At 61.4% G+C, this 22,498-nt stretch carries 20 protein-coding genes; 13 read left to right on the forward strand and 7 right to left on the reverse strand.

Annotated elements, in window-relative coordinates:
- Nucleotides 1-68 precede the first annotated feature (68 nt).
- The 3 genes from rpiA to gor all read left to right on the forward strand — a co-directional run bounded on the left by rpiA (nucleotide 69) and on the right by gor (nucleotide 2,872).
- The gene (rpiA, locus tag AC0L2X_RS16885) at nucleotides 69-800 is read left to right on the forward strand and encodes a ribose-5-phosphate isomerase RpiA (RefSeq protein WP_352456755.1); all 732 of its coding nucleotides are present in this window, start codon (nucleotides 69-71) and stop codon (nucleotides 798-800) included.
- On the forward strand, nucleotides 787-1,365 hold the full coding sequence (locus AC0L2X_RS16890; protein WP_473555566.1) for a DUF2059 domain-containing protein: 579 nt from the start codon (nucleotides 787-789) through the stop codon (nucleotides 1,363-1,365). Before rpiA ends, AC0L2X_RS16890 begins: the two co-directional genes overlap by 14 nt.
- A 118-nt stretch (nucleotides 1,366-1,483) precedes the next feature.
- Nucleotides 1,484-2,872 (forward strand): glutathione-disulfide reductase, encoded by a 1,389-nt coding sequence (gene gor, locus AC0L2X_RS16895; protein ID WP_473555563.1) that lies wholly within the window; start codon nucleotides 1,484-1,486, stop codon nucleotides 2,870-2,872.
- Between the two features lie 58 nt (nucleotides 2,873-2,930).
- On the opposite strand, the gene mgtE is transcribed toward gor, so the two are convergent.
- Nucleotides 2,931-4,295: a magnesium transporter gene (gene mgtE / locus AC0L2X_RS16900; RefSeq protein ID WP_473555561.1), complete on the reverse strand. Its 1,365-nt coding sequence runs from the start codon at nucleotides 4,293-4,295 to the stop codon at nucleotides 2,931-2,933.
- 271 nt (nucleotides 4,296-4,566) lie between these two features.
- Nucleotides 4,567-6,456 (reverse strand): ABC transporter ATP-binding protein/permease, encoded by a 1,890-nt coding sequence (locus tag AC0L2X_RS16905; protein WP_473555559.1) that lies wholly within the window; start codon nucleotides 6,454-6,456, stop codon nucleotides 4,567-4,569.
- Between the two features lie 639 nt (nucleotides 6,457-7,095).
- Between AC0L2X_RS16905 and AC0L2X_RS16910 the strand changes: the two genes are divergently transcribed.
- Complete coding sequence (locus AC0L2X_RS16910) at nucleotides 7,096-7,467, forward strand: hypothetical protein (protein ID WP_473555556.1); 372 nt, start codon at nucleotides 7,096-7,098, stop codon at nucleotides 7,465-7,467.
- Between the two features lie 68 nt (nucleotides 7,468-7,535).
- Here AC0L2X_RS16910 and AC0L2X_RS16915 read toward each other — a convergent pair whose 3' ends face one another.
- Together AC0L2X_RS16915 and AC0L2X_RS16920 are read right to left on the reverse strand one after the other, a co-directional pair.
- A complete protein-coding gene (locus AC0L2X_RS16915) occupies nucleotides 7,536-8,213 on the reverse strand; it encodes a DsbA family oxidoreductase (RefSeq protein WP_352456761.1) in 678 nt (225 codons plus the stop codon).
- 23 nt (nucleotides 8,214-8,236) lie between these two features.
- Complete coding sequence (locus AC0L2X_RS16920) at nucleotides 8,237-10,024, reverse strand: extracellular solute-binding protein (RefSeq protein ID WP_473555739.1); 1,788 nt, start codon at nucleotides 10,022-10,024, stop codon at nucleotides 8,237-8,239.
- Between the two features lie 250 nt (nucleotides 10,025-10,274).
- Between AC0L2X_RS16920 and AC0L2X_RS16925 the strand changes: the two genes are divergently transcribed.
- Nucleotides 10,275-10,904, forward strand: coding sequence for an invasion associated locus B family protein (locus AC0L2X_RS16925; RefSeq protein WP_352491327.1), 630 nt, complete (start codon nucleotides 10,275-10,277; stop codon nucleotides 10,902-10,904).
- 117 nt (nucleotides 10,905-11,021) lie between these two features.
- Here the strand turns inward: AC0L2X_RS16925 and hspQ are convergent, their stop codons facing one another.
- On the reverse strand, nucleotides 11,022-11,345 hold the full coding sequence (gene hspQ, locus AC0L2X_RS16930; RefSeq protein WP_352491328.1) for a heat shock protein HspQ: 324 nt from the start codon (nucleotides 11,343-11,345) through the stop codon (nucleotides 11,022-11,024).
- Between the two features lie 221 nt (nucleotides 11,346-11,566).
- Nucleotides 11,567-12,775 (reverse strand): UbiH/UbiF family hydroxylase, encoded by a 1,209-nt coding sequence (locus tag AC0L2X_RS16935; RefSeq protein WP_473555552.1) that lies wholly within the window; start codon nucleotides 12,773-12,775, stop codon nucleotides 11,567-11,569.
- Between the two features lie 103 nt (nucleotides 12,776-12,878).
- Here AC0L2X_RS16935 and AC0L2X_RS16940 point away from each other — a divergent pair, with 103 nt between their 5' ends.
- From AC0L2X_RS16940 to AC0L2X_RS16975, 8 genes are all read left to right on the forward strand, one after another.
- Entirely contained in the window at nucleotides 12,879-13,775 is an 897-nt protein-coding gene (locus AC0L2X_RS16940; RefSeq protein ID WP_473555549.1) for a DUF2182 domain-containing protein, read from the forward strand.
- A gap of 13 nt (nucleotides 13,776-13,788) precedes the next feature.
- Entirely contained in the window at nucleotides 13,789-14,403 is a 615-nt protein-coding gene (locus AC0L2X_RS16945; RefSeq protein WP_352491331.1) for a DUF1326 domain-containing protein, read from the forward strand.
- On the forward strand, nucleotides 14,400-15,215 hold the full coding sequence (gene pcsA, locus AC0L2X_RS16950; protein WP_352491332.1) for a phosphatidylcholine synthase: 816 nt from the start codon (nucleotides 14,400-14,402) through the stop codon (nucleotides 15,213-15,215). The genes AC0L2X_RS16945 and pcsA overlap by 4 nt, the downstream gene beginning before the upstream one ends.
- Before the next feature lie 18 nt (nucleotides 15,216-15,233).
- Nucleotides 15,234-16,211 carry a quinone oxidoreductase family protein gene (locus AC0L2X_RS16955; protein WP_473555548.1) on the forward strand — a complete coding sequence of 326 codons (978 nt, stop codon included), beginning with the start codon at nucleotides 15,234-15,236 and terminating at the stop codon, nucleotides 16,209-16,211.
- A gap of 150 nt (nucleotides 16,212-16,361) precedes the next feature.
- On the forward strand, nucleotides 16,362-17,954 hold the full coding sequence (locus AC0L2X_RS16960; RefSeq protein ID WP_473600050.1) for an ABC transporter ATP-binding protein: 1,593 nt from the start codon (nucleotides 16,362-16,364) through the stop codon (nucleotides 17,952-17,954).
- Nucleotides 17,951-19,063: an ABC transporter permease gene (locus AC0L2X_RS16965; RefSeq protein WP_352491335.1), complete on the forward strand. Its 1,113-nt coding sequence runs from the start codon at nucleotides 17,951-17,953 to the stop codon at nucleotides 19,061-19,063. Before AC0L2X_RS16960 ends, AC0L2X_RS16965 begins: the two co-directional genes overlap by 4 nt.
- Nucleotides 19,063-19,983, forward strand: a complete 921-nt coding sequence (locus tag AC0L2X_RS16970; protein ID WP_352491336.1) for an ABC transporter permease — start codon at nucleotides 19,063-19,065, stop codon at nucleotides 19,981-19,983. The genes AC0L2X_RS16965 and AC0L2X_RS16970 overlap by 1 nt, the downstream gene beginning before the upstream one ends.
- Before the next feature lie 47 nt (nucleotides 19,984-20,030).
- A complete protein-coding gene (locus AC0L2X_RS16975) occupies nucleotides 20,031-21,098 on the forward strand; it encodes a BMP family ABC transporter substrate-binding protein (RefSeq protein WP_352491337.1) in 1,068 nt (355 codons plus the stop codon).
- A gap of 62 nt (nucleotides 21,099-21,160) precedes the next feature.
- Here the strand turns inward: AC0L2X_RS16975 and rimO are convergent, their stop codons facing one another.
- The gene (gene rimO, locus AC0L2X_RS16980) at nucleotides 21,161-22,474 is read right to left on the reverse strand and encodes a 30S ribosomal protein S12 methylthiotransferase RimO (protein ID WP_473555543.1); all 1,314 of its coding nucleotides are present in this window, start codon (nucleotides 22,472-22,474) and stop codon (nucleotides 21,161-21,163) included.
- Nucleotides 22,475-22,498 lie beyond the last annotated feature (24 nt).

A 22,498-nucleotide genomic window follows, 5' to 3' on the forward strand; every position in this document is an offset into this window, starting at 1 on the left:
GCGGGCAAGGTCCTTTGACCAGCCCGGCAAAAATGCTACGAGCGCCGAAACAAATCTCGGGACCCGGCATGGATGCGAGGCAATTGAAGGTTGAGGCCGCGCGGGCAGCGCTTGCCCATGTCACGGATGGCATGCGGCTCGGCATCGGCACCGGCACGACGGCGGACGAGTTCGTGCGGCTGCTCGCCGACAAGGTCGCTACCGGCCTGACTGTCATCGGCGTGCCGACCTCGGAGCGCACCGCCGTCCTTTGCACCGAGCTTGGTGTGCCGCTGTCCACCCTCGAGGAAACGCCCGAACTCGACCTCACCATCGACGGCGCCGACGAGATCGATCCGGCGCTGACATTGGTCAAGGGCGGCGGCGGCGCGCTGCTGCGCGAAAAGATCGTCGCGGCGGCCTCCGCGCGCATGATCGTCATCGCCGACAGCTCCAAGATGGTCGAGATGATCGGCCGTTTTCCGCTGCCCATCGAAGTCAACCGGTTTGGCCTGCGCGCCACCGAAATTGCGGTTGGCGCGGCAGCTGCAAACCTTGGCCTTTCCGGCCCTGTTACATTAAGGATGACGGGGAGCCAGCCATTTGTTACAGACGGCGGCCATTTTATCCTCGATGCATCTTTTGGCCGCATTCCGGATACAAGAGCGCTTTCGAATGCTCTCCACGCCATTCCGGGCGTGGTCGAGCATGGTCTTTTCATCGGGCTGGCATCAACGGCCATCATAGCCGGCGGCGACGGCATCCAAACCGTCCATGCCGCCCGAAAATCAGGGAGTTTTACCGATCATGATGTTGCATAACCGGGTTGGCCGCTTTTTTGCCATTCTGGCGGCCTCGGCCGTTTTCGCGTTTTCGTCGCCTGCGTTTTCGCAGGACGTCACCGATGCGCATTTGAAGGCGGCGCGCGCCGCGGTCGCGGCGATCCATGCGACGGATACGTTCGATAACATCCTGCCGCAAGCGGCCGCGGCCCTCGAGCAGCAGCTGATCCAGAAGAACCCGGACATGCAGGAACTGATCGCCAAGACGATCAACGAGAAGGCGATGACCCTGGCATCGCGCCGCGCCGACCTGGAAAAGGAAGCAGCGCTCGCCTATGCAAAGGTGTTCTCGGAAAAGGAACTCAATGAAATCGCCGCTTTCTACAATTCCGATTCCGGCAAGAAGCTGCTCGACAACGGCCCGATCGTGACGCGCGAACTGGTGAAGGCTGCCGAGATCTGGCAGAACGGCCTGGCTCGCGATCTCGCCCAGCAGGTCGGCGAGACCCTGGGTGCAGCGGCGAATGCCAAGGCGCCGGCTGCACCTGCCGACGGTACCGCTCCGGCAGACGGCGCAGCTCCCGCGGACGCCACACCGAATTGATTGCGGACTTCCGAGCGGCCTGACCGACACTGGACCAGAAAGCCCGGCAAGTCCGGGCTTTTCTTTTGATAGTCGGCAGCCTACCTGTCTCGGTGTTTGAGGGGCAAGGAGTTCAGCCATGGCCGGTTACGACTACGATCTTTTCGTCATCGGCGGCGGCTCCGGCGGGGTGAGGGCGGCGCGCGTCGCGGCCGCACTCGGCAAGCGTGTCGGCATTGCCGAGGAATATCGCTACGGCGGCACATGCGTGATCCGCGGCTGCGTGCCGAAGAAGCTCTATGTCTACGCCTCGCAATTCCCCGAGCATTTCGCCGACGCCGCCGGTTATGGCTGGACGGTGCCTGAGGCGCGTTTCGACTGGCAGACGCTGGTCGCCAACAAGGACCGCGAAATCAGCCGGCTGGAGGCCATCTACAAGAAGAACGTGCAGGGCGCCGGCGGCGAGGTCTTTCATTCGCGCGCCACCCTGGTCGATCCGCATGTGGTGCATCTTCTCGGTGAGGATCGCACCGTTAGCGCCGACCAGATCCTGATCGCTACCGGCGGGCGCCCGGCGCCGCATCCGGCATTGCCCGGCCATGAGCACTGCATCTTTTCCAACGAAGCCTTCGACCTCAAGGAACTGCCGAAGGCAATCATGATCGAGGGCGGCGGCTATATCGCCGTCGAATTCGCCAACATCTTTCACGGCCTTGGCGTCGACACGACGCTGGTCTACCGCGGCAAGGAGATCCTCAGCCGTTTCGACATGGACCTCAGACGCATGCTGCACGACACGATGGAAAAGAAAGGGATAAAAATCCTCTGCCACGCCGTGTCCGAGTGGGTCAGGAAGCGGCCTGACGGCCGACTCGACGCGCTTGTCACCGGCGGCACGGTGCTGACGGTCGACCAGGTCATGCTCGCCATCGGCCGCATTCCCAATACCGAGAACATGGGCCTGGAAGGCGTCGGCATCGAGATGACCAAAACCGGGGCAATTCACGTCGATGAATACTCCCGCACCAACATCGACAACATTTGGGCAATCGGTGACGTCACCCACCGCGTGCAATTGACGCCGGTGGCAATCCACGAGGCGATGTGCTTCGTCGAGACCGCCTTCAAGGACAATCCGACGGCGCCCGACCACGACACGATCGCTACCGCAGTCTTTTCGCAGCCCGAGATCGGTACGGTCGGCCTGTCGGAGGATGAGGCGGCAAAGCGCTTTTCGGACCTTGAAATCTACCGCGCCACCTTCCGGCCGATGCGGCACACACTTTCCGGCCGCGACGAAAAGATGCTGATGAAGCTGGTCGTCGACGGCGCCTCGAAAAAGGTCCTCGGCGCCCACATCCTCGGGCCGGATGCCGGCGAAATGGCGCAGCTTCTCGGCATACCGCTGAAGGCCGGGCTGACCAAGGATGATTTCGATCGCACCATGGCGGTGCATCCGACCGCGGCGGAAGAACTCGTCACCCTGTACAGGCCGACTTACCGGGTGAAGGATGGTGAGCGCGTCTGACGCGACAATAAACCCATCGCGGCAACGAAATTGCCGCGATGGAAGTGCGTAAGTTTTCTTACAGCAACGTTCCGCGCAGGATCACCAGCGCAACCGAAAAATAGATCACCAGCCCGGTGACATCGACCAGCGTGGCGACGAACGGAGCCGATGCGCTGGCCGGGTCGAAGCCGATGCGCTTCAGGGCGAACGGCAACATCGATCCAGACAGCGAGCCGAAGGTGACGATGCCAACCAGCGTGGCGCCGATCGTCATTGCGATCAGCGGCCAGTGCGGGCCGTAGTCGTAGAAGCCGAGATACTGCCAGAGCGCAATGCGGCAGACGCCGACCACGCCAAGAATCGAGCCAAGCACCAGGCCGGTGGGCAGCTCGCGCAATGCCACCCGCCACCAGTCGCCAAGGCCGATCTCGCGCAGCGCCAGCGCCCGGATGACGAGCGAGGTCGCCTGCGAGCCGGAATTGCCGCCGGAGCTCATGATCAATGGAATGAATAGCGTCAGCACGATCGCCTTTTCCAGCTCGCCCTCGTAGCTTTGCATCGCGTTGGCGGTCAGCATCTCGCTGATAAACAGCGCGCATAGCCAGCCGGCGCGCTTCTGGATCATCGCTAGAAAGCCCATCTTCATATAGGGCTCGTCCAGAGCCTCCATGCCGCCGAAACGATGCACGTCCTCGGTCGTTTCCTCGATCATCGTGTCGATAATATCGTCGATGGTAACGATGCCGAGGAGCTTGCCGTTGTCCACGACCGGGACGGCGAGCAGATCATATTTCGAGATCAACTGAGCAACCTTTTCACTATCGGTCAGCGGTGAAACGGTGATAGGCGCACGATCCGGCGCTATTGCCATGATCAGCTCGTCGGGCTCGCCAGCGATCAGTCGACGCAGGTTGGTCGAGCGCAACAGGACATGCGTTTGCGGATCGACGATGTAGATCGCGTAGACAGTTTCGCGCGTCCGCTCCACCTTGCGGATATAATCCAGAGTGCGGGCAACGCTCCAGTCCGGCGGCACGCTGACATATTCGGTCGTCATGAGCGAGGCGGCGCTGCCATCGGGATAGCCGAGAATGGCAAGCAGCGTCGCGCGCAGCGGTGGCGCTAGGCCACCAAGCAGTTCGGAACGAGCCGGCTCGTTCAGATCGCGCAATATGTCGGCGGCGCGGTCGACCGACATGGCCGCAAGCAGTCTGCCTGCTTTGATGCGGGGCAGCGCCTCGACGAGTTCGGATGCGCCGTCGAGCTTCGGCTGGTCGAAGATCTCGACCAGCCGCTCGAACGGCACTTCGCAGAGCAGATCCGATGCTGTCTCGCGGGGCTCCCGATTCAAGGTCTCGACGATGTCGGCGACGTGTTCGTTGGCAAGTACGCGAGCGATGGCGATAGCATCGCCGCCCGCGACGGGGGAAGACTCGTTCATGGCTCACTCCTTGCCGTCCGGCAGGACGTGAGCCGGTCAGGTCACGTCAAGCGGACGGCGGTTGCGTTCGACTGTGACTGTCGCCAGGCATGGCGCGGTGACCTTTCTGCTCGCGGGTTCGAGTTGAGATTCTGCAAGCCGGCGCAACATAGGAGCGCGCCTTGCCGAGTCAATCGCGAGAGCGGGTTAAAGCGGCGGCAAACCGACCGGATCGCGAGACTGTGATCGGGCTACGTGGCAGGCTGGCTGGATGCCGGCAGTGGTGCCGCGGCTATCTCTGCTTCAGCCGGCGGGGAAAGCGCAGCCACTTGTCCTCGGCCGGCCGCGTCGGCTGCGTGAGAATGGTGGTGAGCTCGACCGGCAAGCTCGGAACCAGCGGCTTCTTGGTGGCGACGCCGTCGGCGATCGCAACCACGCTGTGGTAGAATTCGGTGCCCGCGAGCGATCTCGGCGGCGTCGCCTCATGCATGATCGAGATCACAGTTGCATCAGGGCAATTGTCCTTGATCGCCTGGTGGAAGGCGATCCGTCCATCGGGGTCGAGCGCGCCGGTGGCTTCATCGAGGAACAGCAATCCCGGCTGCTGCAGCACGATGCGGGCGACAACCAGCTTCTGTTTCTGCCCACCCGAGAGAACCTGATCCCAGATCTTTCCTTCACGGCTCTCCTCGGCCAAATGCTCGATGAAATCGCCAAGGCCGGCCTTGTGCAGGGCGGATGCGACCTGCACGTCGGCGTAATCATGCTCGGAACCGGGCAGGCAGACCAGTTGCTTCAGCGAAACCTGCTGCAGCTTCACCTCCTGGGCGGCGTAGAAACTCCTGACCCCTTCCGGGAAGACGATGGTGCCGCGGCCATAAGGCCACAGGCCGTTGATCGCCTTGATCAGCGAGGTCTTGCCGCAACCGGATTCGCCCTTGAGAAAAGTCCACTCGCCTCGCCGGAAGCGCAAATTCGCGGCACTCAGGAAGGGCGTGGCGTCCTCGCCCTGATGCGCCAGTTCGAGCTTCTGGATGGTCAGGCCGAAAACCGGGTTTTGGCGGTCGTAGCGAAAATCGGAGCGGCCGGTCTGCTGATAAAATTCCTGCGGGTGCTGGACGTTTTCGATAGCGTTTGCGAGTTCGGTGACGCGCTGGCTGTTGGCCCGCAATGCGGCGATGGCAGGCATGACATGGATGAACCACGAGCATTGACTGATCAACGAGTTGACCATCTCGGAGCCGGTTATGTAGCCCTTGAGATCGAAGCCGTTATGGATAAAGGGAACCAAGCCTGGCCCGTAGGCGACAATGCGGGCACCGATGAAATTGTAGATCAGCTCGAATGAATTGTAGCCTGTGTTGACGATGTTCAGCCGCGCCCAGGTGCGGTCGATGTCGACATAGCGCTGGGTGTGCACTGCCTTCTGCACGTTCTCGCCTTGCGATGCGGCGACATGAAAACTGCGGCGCAGGAACGTGATCAGCTCGCCGCGATAGCTGCCTTCGGCCTGCTGCATCCTGACATTGAGCCGTTCCAGCAGCCTGCCCAGCTTGACCGCGATCCAGGTGTTCAACGGCACGTAGGTGGCGACCGCCAGAAAGGCGAGAACGGCGCTGCCATAGCTGCCGAGGAACTCCAGCCCCTTGACCTCCGCCGAGTGCGCAAGCAGTTGCTGGCCAACGAAATACAATGAAGTAGCAACGGCCAGAACCCCCATCGCGAGGCCGATGGCTCCGCCCGTCATATCCTTGATCGATTCCTGGATGCGCTGATCGATATTGTCGGGAGCGGCGGCACCTGACGAGCCATGCTGAGCGTGGAAATGGGTGTGATTGGCGTCAAGCAGGGCTTCGTTGAACTGGCTGTCCAGCCAGCCGCGCCACTTACGATGCAATGTTGCGGATACCAGGCTGCGGATACCGGTAAAACCCGCATCCTTGAGCAAGACCAGGAGGACAAGTATCCCGGCATTGGTCAGCAGAGCCTGAAGCGGGGTGGTGTTTGCGGCATCGTGGAAAAAGGCGATCGAGTTGACCAGCTCTCCGGATGCTACGGCAAACCAGACGCCTGACTTGCTGGAGAGCGCGGTGAGCAGGGCGATCACCAGTGTCAGCGTCCAGGCTTCCACCCACTTGTCCGAGAACCAGTAGGCCCGCATCAGTCCCCAGAAGCTGCGCATCGACGATACGGGCGTCAGGGGCGACTGCCTTGCGGCACCGCGGAGCCATTTTTCCGATATTGAATGTCGCGTTGGTCTATCGACCCGAATCACTATCCCGCCCAAACGATTTTTCTTTTGTTACGGACAGTAACACCAATTGATCATTTTCCATTAGCTTTTCTCCGGCCGCAGGTGGCTTAGCTCGCGGGCCGTTGCAGTGGAGCAACAGAATGAATGATCGCGGCGTTAGGCCGTTACGTTTCGAGGGGTGGAATACCAACGCCATTTCAAGTAGTTACTTGCCTGCGCCCGAGCAAGTAGAGACCTTCCCCAAGGGAAGGTCTTCACACAGCTTTGTGAACATAGAAGCGCCGCCCAGCGGTCGATCTTCACAGCCTGAACCGATCTTCAGTCCGCCTTTACAGTCAGGTCCGACCTCGTCGGCGGCCAGAACGTGACCGTATGATTCGTGGTTGAAGCCGCCTTGTCAGGACCCCGTAATCGGCCAAGCACTGACTTTGCCGTTACAGTCCAGGATGCAGACCAACATCGATCAGACCGTACTTTTTAGAGCGCGCGCAAACTGCGTTTGACAAAGATGCGCTTCGGATCGAACCTGCTGGACGCATCCAGGTTTGAACCGGGGGGAAGTTCTTCATGCTTGCACGAACATTGTTTGTGGCGACGCTCGCAATGTTTGCCTGGCTGCCGCCAACATATGCCGGCAGCCAGACCGTTCCCGCAAACGCCGAGGGACAGATCGAGTTCAACACGCCGTCCGGCAATATTGGCTGCATCTACACGCCGAAGGGCGGCACCAGCACCTATGAGCCACAGGATGGCGGACCGGAACTGAGTTGTTCGCGCGTCGAGCCCAGCTACGTCACCATCATCCTCGGCCCGAAAGGCCCGGCGACGCTGATCAAGAATCCAGGCGAGCAAGGCTGCTGCGGTGACGTCAGCAAGCTGGCTACGGCAATAGCTGGAGCAAGGGGCCGTTTTTCTGCCAGTCATCCACCAAGGGATTGACCTGCACCGGCAGGCATGGCCATGGCTTTTTCGTCAGCAAGGCCAAGGTGACGGTGAAATAGTCCGACTCAGTTGGCCGTTTCCAGTTCGCCGCGTGCCTTGGCTGCGGCGACCTGGCGGAGTGCATCGGCAAGCGTATCGGCGTCCTGGGCGCCCATCACCGCATATTTGCCTTCAAGCAGAAAGCACGGCACGCCCGATATGCCCATGCGCGAAGCGGTGGCGATTTCGGTGCGCACCGCCTCGACATCGGCGTCGGTCGGCAGAAGCGTTTCGACTACGGACGCATCCATGCCGGCCTCGCGGGCGGCTTCGATCAGCACGGCATGATCGCCGAGATTGGCGCCTTCCTCGAAATTCAGCTGGAACAGCCGGCGCACCAGCCGGTTCTGAATGGCCTCGCCGGCCGTCCCGGCCCAGCGAATGAGACGGTGCGCATCCAGCGTATTGGGCGCGACCTTGATGGCGTCGAAGGCGAAGGAGATGCCTTCAGCCTCGCCCAGCGGCTCGATCCGGGCATGGATTTCGCGGATGCGTTGCTCGCTCCCGAATTTCGCCACCATATAGTCGCGGCGGTTCTTGCCTTCGGGCGGGATTGTCGGGTCGAGTTGGAAGGGCCGCCAGCGTATGTGAACGTCGATATCGACGGCGGCAATCGCCTTGTCGAGCCGTTTCTGGCCGATAAAGCACCAGGGGCACACCACGTCGGAGACCACATCGACGGTAATCGAGTTCTCGTCGTTCATCTTGGTCTCCTGTTCTGAAGAGGTCACTTCGGTTTGCGCCACCAGGTCGGCAACTGATAACCGTATATGGGCGTCTTTTGCGGATGTTCCAGATAGTTCCAATAGGCAAGCCATTGCTGGTTGTTGTGCTGGGTTGGCACCATGTAATTGCCTGAGATCAACAGCCGGTCGAGAACGCGGACGGCGGCGACATAGTCCTCCTTCGAACGGGCTCTCAGCATCGCCTCGATCGCCGCATCCACCGCCGGATCGGCGACGCCGGCGAGGTTGAACGATCCTTCGGCCGTGGCGGCAGCGGATCCCCAGCGCCCGGTTTGCTCGATACCAGGCGACAACGAGTTGTTGAAACCGGTCGAGCCGACCAGCACCTCGAAATCGAAACGCTGCTTGCGCGACTGGATCTGATCGCCGTCGAGGCTGCGGATGCCGACATCGATGCCGAGCTTCTCAAGCGTGCGCTGATAGATAGCGGCAAGTCGCTCTTCGTCCTGCGAGGCGGTCAGTATCTCGAAACCGAACGGCTTTCCCTCGGGATCGAGCATCGCGCCGTCCTGCACCGTATAGCCCGCGCTCTTCAGCAGCTCGAATGCCGCCTTCAGCACCTTGCGGTCCTGGCCGGAGCCGTCGGTAACGGGCGGCCTGTAGGTGCCGTCCATGACATCTGCGGGCACGCGGCCGGGGTAGGGGGCCAGCAGGGCCTTTTCCTTTTCGCTGGCGGGATGACCGAGGGCGGAGAGCTCGGAGTTTTGCCAAAAACTCATCGTGCGCGTGTATTTGCCGCCGAACAGATTCTTGTTGGCCCATTCGAAATCGTAGAGCATGCCGAGCGCGCGCCGCACGACCGGATTGGAAAACTTCGGCAGCCGAGTGTTGAACAGGAAACCGTTGACCACCGGCGGAATGCCGGTGTCGAAGGTTTCGGCGATGACCTCGCCCCTGTGGAAGGCCGGAAAGTCGAGATCGCGCTCGCGTTTGACCGGGTCGCTGTCGTCGTCGATGGCGCAGATGCCTTTCTTGAACGCTTCCTGCTTGGCGTTGGCGTTGAGGAAATACTCGATGGTGATCTGGTCGTAATTGTCGAAGCCGCGCTTGGACGGCACGTCCTTGCCCCAATAGTCCGGATTGCGCTTGAACACGATGCGCTGACCGGGCACGACATGCGCCACCGTGTAGGGCCCGCTGCCGATCACCGGCTTCAGCGTCGTCCTGTCGAAGGTGTCCTTGTTGAAGGCGTGTTTCGGGATGATCGGCGTCAGCGCAATGATCAGCGGAAATTCGCGGTCGGCCCTGTCGTTGAAGGTGAAGCGCACACTGCGGTCGCCGGTCTTTTCGAGCTTGGCGATCGCTTTCATCCGCTGGCTGTAAGGTGGCCGGCCCTTCTCGGTGAAGACGTCATAGGTAAACAACACGTCGTCCGGCGTCACCGGCACGCCGTCCGACCATTTGGCGTTGGGATCGAGGTGGAATTCGATGCTCTTGCGCTCGGGATCCATGTCGGCGGTATCGGCGAGCAGGCCGTAGAGACTGAAGGCCTCGTCGTAGTTGCGCTGCATCAACGGCTCGAAGACGAGATTGCCAAAGGCTTGATCCATCATGCCGCGCGCGGTGGTGCGCAGGCTTCTCAGGATGAACGGATTGAGATTGTCGAAGCTGCCGACGACGCAATAGGTAATGCTGCCGCCTTTTGGCGCGTCGGGATTGACGTAGTTGAAATGATCATAGTCGGCCGGCAGCGCCGGCTCGCCCTGCATGGCAAGCGCGTGCTTCGGTTCCGACAGAGCCGGCTGCAGGGAAAGGCCGACAAACAACATTGCGGCGATCAGCCAAAAGACAACGCGGCCCATGACCGTCTCCTTCCCGATTCGATGCGCAGCATACATGAGCCGGTCGTGCACCGGCCAACCCCTCGGCCAAGATTCGCGAGACCCGGGCTGGATTCGGCACCGCTTGCAGTGTAACACGCCGTCCGAAGTCATTCTGTTGCCTCATTTCGGCAACAGGTAGCTGGACCACACGGCGGGAAAAAGCCGGTTCCGGGATCATTTGAGAGGAATGCACGACATGACGAGCCTGAACAGCAACGCGTACCGCCTGTCGGTCATGGCCGCTGGCGTGGTCGGCATTCTCGGCGCCGGGATTCCCGCTGCTTCCGCGCAGCAGCAACAGCAGATTCCGCAAGGCTGGTTCAAGGCCTGCACCAAGCAGGAAGACGTCGACATCTGCAATGTCCAGAACATCACCACCGCCGGCAACGGCCAGCTCATCACCGGTGTCAGCCTGATCGAATTGAAGGGCAAGGTGAACCGCAAGGTGTTCCAGGTGACGGTTCCGACCGGCCGTCTGGTTCCTCCCGGCATCGGCCTCCAGATCGACGGCGGCAAGGCGCAGAAGCTCGACTATGTAATCTGTTTCCCGGATCGCTGCGTGGCGGAAGTGCCGCTGAGCGATCAGCTGGTCGCATCCTTCAAGAAGGGATCGGCGCTGACGCTCACCTCAGTCAATTTCCAGAACCAGCCGAACCCGATCAAGATTGCGCTGACCGGCTTCAGCGGCGCCTTCGACGGCCCGCCGCTGCAGCAGTCGGACATCGAGGACCGGCAGAAAAAGCTCCAGGACTTCGTCGCCAAGAACAATCAGGATTTTGCCAAGAAGCTCAAGGAAGAGCAGGAAAAGGCGAAGGCCGCCAACTGATCGACGGGTTTTCGAACCAACAAAAAGCGGGGTTCATGCCCCGCTTTTTTCGTTTGGATCGGCCGTTTGTCGGGTCAAGCCATGTCTCAAGCCTATCCCAGCTCGATCCCGACTAAGTCAATGTCTCAATTGGTGCTTCGGCTCGTAGCGCCCGTCCGGCTTCTTATCGAACATCTCACCAATCTGCGGATGCCGGACCGGTTCGCCCGACCGGTCCTCGAGCAAATTCTGCTCGGACACATAGGCGATGTATTCCGTTTCGGAATTCTCGGCGAACAGATGATAGAAAGGCTGGTCCTTGCGCGGCCGCACGTCAGCGGGGATCGCCTCGTACCATTCGTCGGTATTGGCGAATTGCGGATCGACGTCGAAAATAACGCCGCGGAACGGAAACAGCCGGTGCCGAACCACCTGTCCGATCGAGAATTTGGCTGTCTTCATCGCACTCACCACTTGAACTTCTTGAACGCCACGCATCCTGAAACACGCAGGAAAACGCTCCAGGACTTTAGACTCTAACGCACCAATCCGGCAAAGACTGGCCGGACCTTAAGGTCGACATCGTCATTATTTGGCGCAGACGCCGCGTCAATTCAATCCCGATCCCCTTGATGCCGGGTTGAGCATCGCAAGATGCGGATCAAGGGCGGTGCCCAAGATCGCTATCGCGCAGCCGGTTTTCGCAATCCCCCAAAAAACGCTGCAAAACCGCTGCCGGGTCGAAGACCCTCGCGCATGAAAAACGCCCGCAGCGGCGCAAACCCCTCAAGCGCGCCCAGGCCAGCGCTGCGCACCAGCTGAGCCGGCAGCATGTCGGAAAGCAACGACATGTTGAGCAGGTTGACCGCGCTGCTGCGCGCCAGAATGTCCGGCCGCCGCTTGAAATCATAGGCTGCAAGCGCCTTGGCGGCGCCCGGATCCGAGCGGTTTCTGCTTGCGGTACCAATCAGGTCGTCGATGTCCCTGATGCCGAGATTGAGGCCTTGCGCGCCGATTGGGGGAAACACGTGGGCGGCTTCACCGACAAGGGCCACGCGGCGATGCGCAAACCGCCACGGGCTCACCGCTGAAAGTGGGTAGACCTGCCGGCCGGGCTCAACCGATACGCGACCCAGCATCGATTGCATCCGCTGTTCGACCCGCGTCGAAAGCTCGGTGTCATCGAGTGCTGCAAGGTTCCTGGCGACATCGGGCTCGAGCACCCAGACAAGGCTGGACCGGTTGCCGGGCAGGGGAACCTGTGTGAACGGACCGGTCTCGGTGTGGAATTCGGTCGAGGTGAAGGCGTGGTCGCTGCGATGACCGAAATTGAGCACCAGCGCCGCCTGCGGATAGGATCGGACCGAGGTCCGGATGCCGGCTGCCTCGCGGGCCGGCGACTGACGGCCATCGGCGGCAACCGCCAACGACGCCTCAACCTCGCTGCCGTCGGCGAGAACGGCATGGGCATGGTCGGCATCGAGGCGCCATGCCTCCACCATCGACTTTCGCCATTCGATGCCCGAATGCGCGACAGCCTCGGCTAGCGTGCGGTTGAGAACGCTGTTGGGCAAGTTCAGCCCGAATTGCTCTTCGTTAATCTCGCTGGCGCGAAAGGTCACTGTCGGGCTGCGGATCAGCCGGTTGGTTGCGTCAACGATGCGCATCACCTTGAGCGGCGCTGCGTGCGACCTGATTCCGTCGAAGATCCCGAGCCGTTCGAACATCTTCAGGGCAGGGTTCATCAAGGCTGTCGTCCGGCCGTCGGGGCCGGCTGCCTCGGGTCCGACGAGCGTCACGGGAAAACCCGCCTCGGCAAGGCCAAGCGCCGCGATCAGCCCCGCAGGGCCGCTGCCGGCGACCAGTATCCGTGCTGTTTCCCGATGGTTCAAATTCGGCTTCCGGATTGCGAGGTGAGGCCCGTCCGACCTGCTGGTCCATATAGGTCAGGTGATGCGGCTTGATCAACGCGGCGATTCGGCCCATTCGGTTGCCATGACCGGCCAACAAGACGATTTCAGCCACCTCGACGGCACCGGCCGCGCGATGGCGAGCGTTGCGCGCAGCCCTCGACTGACCGTGAGCGTTGTTGCCGGCATGGGCATCGCCCTTGCCTGGCTCCTTCTCGGCGCAATGGCAGTTCGAGGGGCGGTAAGCCGGCTCCCGGGCACCGATGCACCCGGCGATGCCGTGCTGGAATACCTGCCGCAACTGCCGCTGCCGGATTTCCTTGTGCGTCTCTTCGCCCTCTGCCTTGCGCCGGCGCCACTTCGCGCAAGCCTAGGCGCGCAAGGCGGGGCACTCACCGCGATGTGGCTGTTGATGGCCATTGCGACCATGCTGCCCTCCGCGGCGCCGATGATCCGCACCTATTGCGAGATCGCAGATACCGCCCGGATCAAGGGGGAGCCGGCCGTCCATCCGTTGATCCTGGTCGCTGGATATTTGAGCGTCTGGCTTGCCGCCTCGGCAATGTTCGCAGCCCTGACGCTCGCCGTCGATGCATTCGCGTCATCCGGGCAGATGCTCGATCCGCTGGTTGGAATTGCCGGAGCAGCCGCGCTGTCGATCGCTGGTCTGTATCAGTTCAGCTGGCTGAAGGAAGCCTGTCTGGAGAAGTGCAGAAATCCGTTCTCGGTCCTGTTCGCCAACTGGAGCGCCAGGCCTATTCGCATTTTCCGGCTCGGCATGGAGCAGGGCCTGTGGTGCCTTGGATGCTGCTGGGCGCTGATGCTGGTAATGTTCGCCGTCGGTGTGATGAACGTGTTCTGGATGGCGCTGATCGGCCTGTTCAGCCTGGTCGAAAAACAGACGGCAGGCAATCTGCCGACGCGGCTGGGCGGTGCGATACTGCTTGTCTGGGCAGCCGCGCTACTAGTAGTCTCGACATGAGGGGGAGAATTCGATGACTGACCAAAACTGGGCAATGAAGGGAGAGCTCGTCCTCTCCTGCAATTGCACGGTTTTTTGCCCTTGCGTTCTGTCGCTCGGCAATCATCCGCCTACGGAAGGCTATTGCCAAACCTGGGCGGGGTTCCGCATCGATGCCGGCCATTTCGGCGAGGTCGACCTGTCCGGTCTCAATCTTGGGCTGATCATGGAAATCCCCGGCTACATGAGTCGCGGTAACTGGACCGCCGGCCTGTTTATCGACAAGCGCGCCTCGGTTTACGCTGTGAAGGGACTGACGAAGATATTCACCGGCAAGGCCGGTGGAACCACATCGCTGCTCTCCATCCTGGTCGGACAGTTCCTCGGCGCCGAGCAGGTGCCGATCACCTACGAGACGCGTGAGAAAACACGCATGTTCCAGATACCGAAGATCATCGATGGTGCGGTGACGCCAATCACCGGCAAGGATCGCGACAAGGATACGGTTATCAGCAATTCGGAATACTGGATTGCGCCGGAAATCATCGTCGCCAAATCCGACAAGAGCAAAATGCGGGCCTTTGGCCGTAACTGGAACTTTGCCGGCCGTTCGGCCGAAATCTGCAAGCTGGACTGGCGGGGCCCGTGAGCAAGAAGACGACGGCCAGGAAAATCGCCGACCGGATTCCGCGGCCGAAGAAGAAAGTCACATGGCCTCAGGCGCGGGCGTTCTCGGTCCATCTCTTGACCGCGTCGGGCTCATTCCTGGCGTTTCTGTCGCTAGTGGCAGCAAGCGAGCAGCGCTGGACGGCAATGTTCTGGTGGCTGGGCCTGGCACTTTTCGTCGACGGCATCGACGGGCCGATCGCCAGGAAGCTCGACGTCAAAGAAATCCTGCCGACATGGTCGGGCGAACTGCTCGACAACATCATCGACTACGTGACCTACGTGTTGATTCCGGCCTTCGCGCTCTATCAGCGCGGCTTCATGGGCGAGCGCCTGTCGTTCCTGTCGGCTGCGATAATCGTGGTGTCGAGCGCAATCTACTATGCCGATACCGGCATGAAGACGAAGGAGAATTTCTTCAAGGGCTTTCCGGTCGTCTGGAACATGGTGGTGTTCACGCTGTTCGTCATCGAGCCTGGACAATGGGTTTCTTTCGCCGCGGTCGTGGTGGCCGGCATTCTCACCTTCGTGCCGATCAATTTCATCCATCCGGTGCGGGTGAAGCGGCTGCGCCCAATCAATCTCGGTATGACGCTGCTTTGGTGCGCTTTCGGCGCGCTGGCGCTGGCGCAGGCCGCACTTGCCTCCTTCTATGACCAGATCGGCGTGCTGGGCGAGCAGGTCAGCGATTTCATCAAGATCGGGATTACGATCACCGGGCTTTACCTCGCCTGCATCGGCGCTATCATGCAGTTCTTCCCAAATCTCGGCGCCAAGCCGGATAAGAAAGCCTGATCCCAAGAGAGCCAGAAAATGTCCAAAGCGATCCGCGTCCATGCCCATGGCGGCCCGGAGGTCCTGACCTATGAGGATGCCGATCCCGGGCAGCCGGGCTCGGGACAGATCCTGGTCAAGCACACCGCGATCGGTCTCAATTTCATCGACGTCTATTATCGCTCGGGCCTTTATCCGCCGCAGGGCGGATTTCCGCTGATCCCCGGCGGCGAGGCGGCCGGCGTGGTTTTGGACGTCGGCACAGATGTCGACTGGCTGACGCCCGGGGATCGCGTCGCCTATGCGGTGACGACCGGCGCCTATGCCGGGCAGCGCGTGATCGCCGCCGACCGCGTGGTGAAGGTGCCCGACGGCATCAGCGACGAACAGGCCGCGGCGATGATGCTAAAGGGCATGACCGCCGAGTACTTGTTGCGCCGTACATTCAAGGTGAAAGCCGGCGACACGATCCTGTTTCATGCGGCGGCCGGCGGTGTCGGGCTGATCCTCGGCCAATGGGCCAAGCATCTCGGCGCGACGGTGATCGGCACCGCGAGTTCAACCGACAAGATCGAGCTCGCCAAGGCGCATGGCTTCGACCATGTGATCAACTATCGCGAACAGGATTTCGTGGCCGGCGTTGCCGCTATCACCGGTGGCAAGAAATGCGACGTTGTCTATGACTCGGTCGGCAACGACACGTTTCCAGCCTCGCTCGATTGCCTGCGGCCGCTCGGCACGTTCGTCAGCTTCGGTCAATCGTCTGGGCCGATCCCGCCCTTCAGCATCTCGCTGCTGGCGCAGAAGGGCTCGCTGTTCGCAACGCGGCCGACGCTGTTCGTCTACAATGCCAAGCGCGAAGACCTCGAGGCTTCCGCCGCCGCCTTGTTCGATGTGGTGCTCAGCGGCGCAGTCAAGATCAAGATCAACCAGCGTTACGCGCTCAGCGATGCCGGCAAGGCGCATTCCGATCTCGAAGGGCGCCGGACCACCGGGACAACGATACTTATCCCTTGAGCCCGCATTTTCGGCCCGCCGACGCCGCCGTTCTTGCGAACTGCTCTTTACCGCTTGAGTTTCCACTGAAATTCTTGAAGCTCTTTCAAGTCGTGAGGCGCTTACCGTAGAGAGCAGCCCGCGCATACGATGCTTGCGGGAACACAGAACATGTCTGGCAAACCAGATGGAGGCACCGTGAGTGCAGATCAGGACGGCGCAAACCTGCTGGAGGTTCGCGGCCTCACAAAGATATTCGGCACGCTGACGGCGTGCGACCATGTCGATCTCAACATCGCCAAGGGCGAGATCCATGCATTGCTTGGCGAGAACGGCGCCGGCAAGTCGACGCTGGTGAAAATGCTCTTCGGATCGCTGGAACCGAATTCCGGCGAGGTATTCTGGAATGGCCAGGCGGTCAGGATCACCAGCCCCGGCACCGCAAAGAAGCTCGGCATCGGCATGGTTTTCCAGCATTTTTCGCTGTTCGAAGCGCTGACGGCGGCGGAGAATATCGCGCTGTCGCTGGATGACGGCTCGCCGATCAGCACGATCGCGGCCAAGGCGAGGGCGCTCTCCTACAGTTACGGCCTGCCTCTCGATCCGCTATCGCTGGTCGGTGATCTGTCGGTCGGCGAGCGTCAGCGTATCGAAATCATCCGCTGCCTGCTGCAGACGCCGCAACTCATCATCCTCGACGAGCCAACTTCGGTGCTGACGCCGCAGGAGGCCGATAAGTTGTTCGAGACGCTCGAACGGCTGCGTTCGGAAGGAAAGTCCATCCTCTACATTTCGCACCGGCTGGAAGAGGTCAAACGCATCTGCGACCGCGCCACCGTGCTGCGTCACGGCAAGGTGGTCGGCCATTGCAATCCGCGCCAGGAAACCGCGTCTTCGTTGGCGCGGATGATGGTCGGCAACGAGGTGCAGGCCGTGGTGCGGGCGCCGGCCGAGGGTATCGAGACCGCGCCGGTGCTGCTTCAAATCCGCGAATTCACCCGCAAGCCGGCGACCCCGTTCTCGATCCCGCTCAGGAACATCAATCTTGAAGTCCGCGCCGGCGAGGTGATCGGCATTGCCGGTGTGGCCGGCAACGGCCAGGGCGAATTCTTCGAGTCCGTCTCCGGCGAGGTGCTGCAGCAGGATGCCGGCTCGGTCCGCATCCGCGGCAAGGATGCCGGCGGCCTCACCATCACCGGCAGGCGCCTGATGGGCGCTGCCTTCGTTCCGGAAGAGCGGCTCGGCCATGGTGCAGCACCGCGCATGAAGCTTTCGGAGAACCTGCTCCTGTCGCGCCACGCCACCGATGGCAAGATGTTTGTCGGCGCCGGTGGAATGGTCAAGGGCGATGCTATCTATACCGCTGCCCAGCGCATCATAAAGGCGATGGACGTGCGCAAGAGCGCGCCGGATCCAGAGGCTGCGGCTCTTTCTGGCGGCAATCTGCAGAAATTCATCGTCGGCCGCGAACTCGACCGGCGGCCAAGCGTCATGGTGGTCAATCAGCCGACCTGGGGGGTCGACGCGGGTGCGGCGGCCCACATCCGCCAGGCGCTGATCGAACTGGCGCGCAGCGGCTCGGCGGTGCTGGTGATCAGCCAGGACCTCGACGAGCTGTTCGAGATTTCCGATGCGATCACGGTCATGCACAATGGCGAACTGTCGAAGCCGCTGCCGATAGCTGAAGCGACATTCGAGAAGATCGGACTACTGATGGGCGGCGCCGAACCCGGTCATGCCGAACATACGCTGGAGACGGCTTGATGCGCCTCGAACTTGTAAAACGCCCGCAGCGCTCGATGCTGTTTTCGGCACTCTCGCCTTTCATCGCTTTCGTTTTGACGATCATTGCTGGTGCCATCATGTTCGCGCTGCTCGGCGTCAACCCGTTGACTGCGTTCCGCATCTACTTCATCGAACCGATCAGCCAGGTCTGGCAGTTACATGAGTTGGCGATCAAGGCCGCCCCCTTGATCCTGATCGCGGTCGGACTGTCGGTCTGCTACAAGGCCAACATCTGGAACATCGGCGCCGAAGGCCAGTTCATCCTGGGCGGCATTGTCGGCTCGATCTTCCCCGTGCTGTTTCCGCAGTTCGAAGGCCCATTGGTGCTGCCGCTGATGCTTCTTTTCGGCATGGTCGGTGGGGCCGCCTATGCTGCAATCCCGGCACTGCTGAAGACGCGCTTCAACACCAACGAGATCCTGACCAGCCTGATGCTGGTCTATGTCGCCCAGCTCTTCCTCGATTGGCTGGTACGCGGGCCGTGGCGCGATCCGCAGGGCCACGGTTTCCCGCAAACCATCCAGTTCAACGACTCGGCGATACTGCCGGAACTCCTTCCGGAATCCGGCCGGGCAAACTGGGGATTTGTCTTCGCGCTGGTCGCGGCGATACTGATCTGGATCCTGATGAGCCGTATGCTGAAAGGCTTCGAGGTCCGCGTGCTCGGCTCAAGCCCGAGGGCAGGGCGCTTCGCCGGGTTTGGCCTTAACCGCATGGTCTTCTTTGCCTTCCTGCTGTCGGGCGCACTGGCCGGGCTTGCCGGGATTTCGGAGGTCTCAGGCGCCATCGGGCAGCTGCAGCCGGTGATCTCGCCTGGCTACGGATTTACCGCCATCATCGTCGCATTCCTCGGCCGGCTCAATCCGCTCGGGATCGTTGCCGCCGGCCTTGTGCTGGCGCTGACCTATCTCGGCGGCGAGGCAGTGCAAAGCGCGCTCGGCATCTCCGACAAGGTGGCGCGCGTGTTCCAGGGCATGCTTTTGTTCTTCGTGCTCGGCTGCGACACGCTCATTCACTATCGCATTCGCCTGACCGGCTTTGCCGCACCGAAACTCGAGGCAGCGCCGAAGCTGGAGGAAGCTCGCTGATGGACATCACCGTCAACATCCTTTTGACCATCGCGACGGCGGCGACGCCGCTGCTGATCGCGGCGATCGGCGAACTGGTGGTCGAACGTTCGGGTGTGCTCAATCTCGGCGTCGAGGGCATGATGATCATGGGTGCAGTCGGCGGCTTCGGCGCCGGCTATCTCACCGGCTCGCCGTGGATCGGGCTGTTGGCGGCAATTGCCATGGGGGCAGTGTTCTCGCTGCTGTTCGCCGTCATGACCCTGTCGCTGGCCACCAACCAGGTGGCAACCGGCCTGTCGCTGACGCTGCTCGGCCTCGGCCTTTCCGGCATGATGGGGACGAATTTTGTCGGCCAGCCCGGCGAGAGATTGCCTAACCTCGATATTCCCGGCCTGACCGCAATCCCGGTCATTGGCAGGCTGCTGTTCGGTCAGGATCCAATCTTCTACATCTCGATCGCGCTGACCGCCGCCGTCATGTGGTTCCTGTTCAAGACCCGCACCGGGCTCACGCTGCGCTCGATCGGCGACAGCCATGCATCCGCCCATGCGCTTGGCATCCACGTCATCCGTTACCGCTATCTCTCAGTGATTTTCGGCGGCGCTTGTGCCGGCCTAGCCGGCGGTCACCTATCGCTGGTCTACACACCGCAATGGGTGGAGAACATGACCGCCGGCCGCGGCTGGATCGCGCTGGCTCTGGTCGTCTTCGCCTCCTGGCGGCCATGGCGGGTGCTGGCCGGCGCCTATATTTTCGGCGCGGTCTGGATCGGCCAGCTTCATGCACAGGCATTCGGCATTCCGGTCCCCTCGCAACTGCTTTCTTCGCTGCCCTATCTGGCAACCGTCGTGGTTCTCGTTCTAATCTCGCGCAACAAGCGTTTGACGATGATGAACACGCCGGCCTCCTTGGGCCAGCCATTCGTTCCGGATCGTTGACAACAAAAAGACGGAAGCTCCAAGGCTTAACTCAGAGAGGTAACACAATGAAAAAACTGCTTATTGCCCTGATGGCGACGACGGCCGCATTGTCATTGGCGGCCTCAGCCCAGGCGGCGGACAAGCTGAAGGCCTGCTGGGTCTACACCGGCCCGATCGGCGATTTCGGCTACTCCTACCAGCACGACCAAGGCCGCCTCGAGGTGGAAAAGGCACTCGGCGACAAGGTCGAGACCGCCTATCTCGAAAACGTCTCCGAAGGCCCCGATGCCGATCGCGCCTTCGAGCGCCTGGCGCGCGAGGGATGCAAGATCATATTCGGCACGTCCTTCGGCTTCATGGACCCGGAAGTGAAGATCGCCAAGAAATTCCCCAAGGTGATGTTCGAGCACGCCACCGGTTACAAGACGGCCGAAAATCTCGGCATCTACAATGCGCGTTTCTATGAAGGCCGCTACGTGCTTGGCCAGATCGCCGCCAAACAATCGAAGTCGGGCGTCGCCGGCTACATCGTTTCCTTCCCGATCCCGGAAGTGGTGATGGGCATAAATTCCTTTATGCTCGGCGCACAGTCGATCAACCCGAACTTCAAGGCGAAGATCGTGTGGGTGAACTCCTGGTTCGATCCGGGCAAGGAGGCCGACGCTGCCAAGGCATTGTTCGACCAGGGCGCCGATATCATTGTCCAGCACACCGACTCGACCGCTGCCTTGCAGGTGGCGGAGGAGCGCAAGCTGCACGGCTTCGGCCAATCCTCCGACATGATCAAGTTCGCACCGCACGCGCAGCTGACCGCGCTGACCGACGAGTGGGGTCCATACTACATCAGCCGCGTCCAGGCGGCGCTCGACGGCACCTGGAAGCCCGACAATGTTTGGCTCGGCATTAAGGACGGCGCCGTCAAGCTGGCGCCCTTCACCAACATGCCCGACGACGTCAAGGCGATGGCCGAAGCCACCACCAAGAAGATCGCCGACGGCTGGAACCCCTTCACCGGGCCGATCGCCAAGCAGGACGGCACACCTTGGCTGAAGGAGGGCGAGGTCGCCGACGACGGCACGCTGCTCGGCATGAATTTCTACGTCAAGGGCGTCGACGACAAGCTGCCGCAGTAGGCAGTCGGAAACATATCGAACGAAAGGGCGCCACGCGGCGCCCTTTTACTTTGGACGGAATATCAGACAGCTGAGCCGTAAAGGTCGTAAGCGTCGGCGCGGTCGATCTTGACCGTGACGATGTCGCCGGCGCGCAGTGGCCGCCGCGACTGGATATGGACCGAACCGTCGATTTCGGGCGCGTCGTATTTGGTCCGGCCCTTGGCCGAATTGCCATGCGCCTCGTCGATCAGGACCGGCAGGCGCTTGCCGATTTTCTTGGTGAGCTGCGTTGCCGAAATCTTCTGCTGGCGCTGCATGAAGCGGTGCCAGCGGGCTTCCTTGATCTCCTGCGGCACTTGCTCGAGGCCGAGCTCGTTGGAGCGGGCGCCTCTGACCGGCTCGTATTTGAAACAGCCGGCGCGGTCGATCTTGGCCTCGTCCAGCCAGTCGAGCAGCATCTCGAAATCGTCATCGGTCTCGCCGGGGAAGCCGACGATGAAGGTGGAGCGGATGGCAAGGTCCGGACAGACGTCGCGCCAGCCGCGAATGCGCTCGAGCGTCTTTTCGCCATGAGCTGGCCGACGCATATTCTTCAGCACCTGCGGCGAGGCGTGCTGGAACGGAATGTCGAGATAGGGAAGAATCTTGCCTTCGGCCATCAGTGGTATGACGTCTGCGACATGCGGATAGGGATAGACATAGTGCATGCGCACCCAGACACCGAGCTTGCCGAGTTCCTCCGACAAATCCAAGAATTTCGCCCGCACTTCGCGATCACCGAACAAGCTGGTCTGGTATTTGATATCGATGCCGTAGGCGCTGGTATCCTGCGAGATGACGAGGATCTCCTTGACCCCGGCCTTGGCCAGCTTCTCGGCTTCGCGCAACACGTCGGCGGCCGGCCGTGAGACGAGGTCGCCGCGAAGTGCTGGAATGATGCAGAAGGTGCAGCGATTGTTGCAGCCTTCCGAAATCTTGAGATAGGCGTAGTGGCGCGGCGTCAGCTTGACGCCCTGCGGCGGCAGGAGATCGACATAGGGGTCATGGCTCGGGGGCGCAGCCTCATGCACGGCTGCCATCACACTCTCGTAGGCCTGCGGGCCGGTGATGGCGAGAACGTTGGGATGTCTTTCACGGATGACGTCCGGCTCGGCGCCGAGGCAGCCGGTGACGATGACTTTGCCATTCTCTGAAAGTGCCGAGCCGATAGCGTTGAGCGACTCGTCGCGGGCGGAATCGAGGAAGCCGCAGGTGTTGACGACGACCAGATCGGCGCCGTCGTGCTTGCGCGCGATCTCGTAGCCCTCGGCGCGCAAGCGCGTGATGATGCGCTCCGAATCCACAAGGGCTTTCGGGCATCCAAGACTGACGAAACTGACGCGAGGGGCAGACATAAAAGGGTTTTCCGGATTTTCGGG

The organism is Mesorhizobium sp. WSM4828 (genome assembly GCF_055811175.1).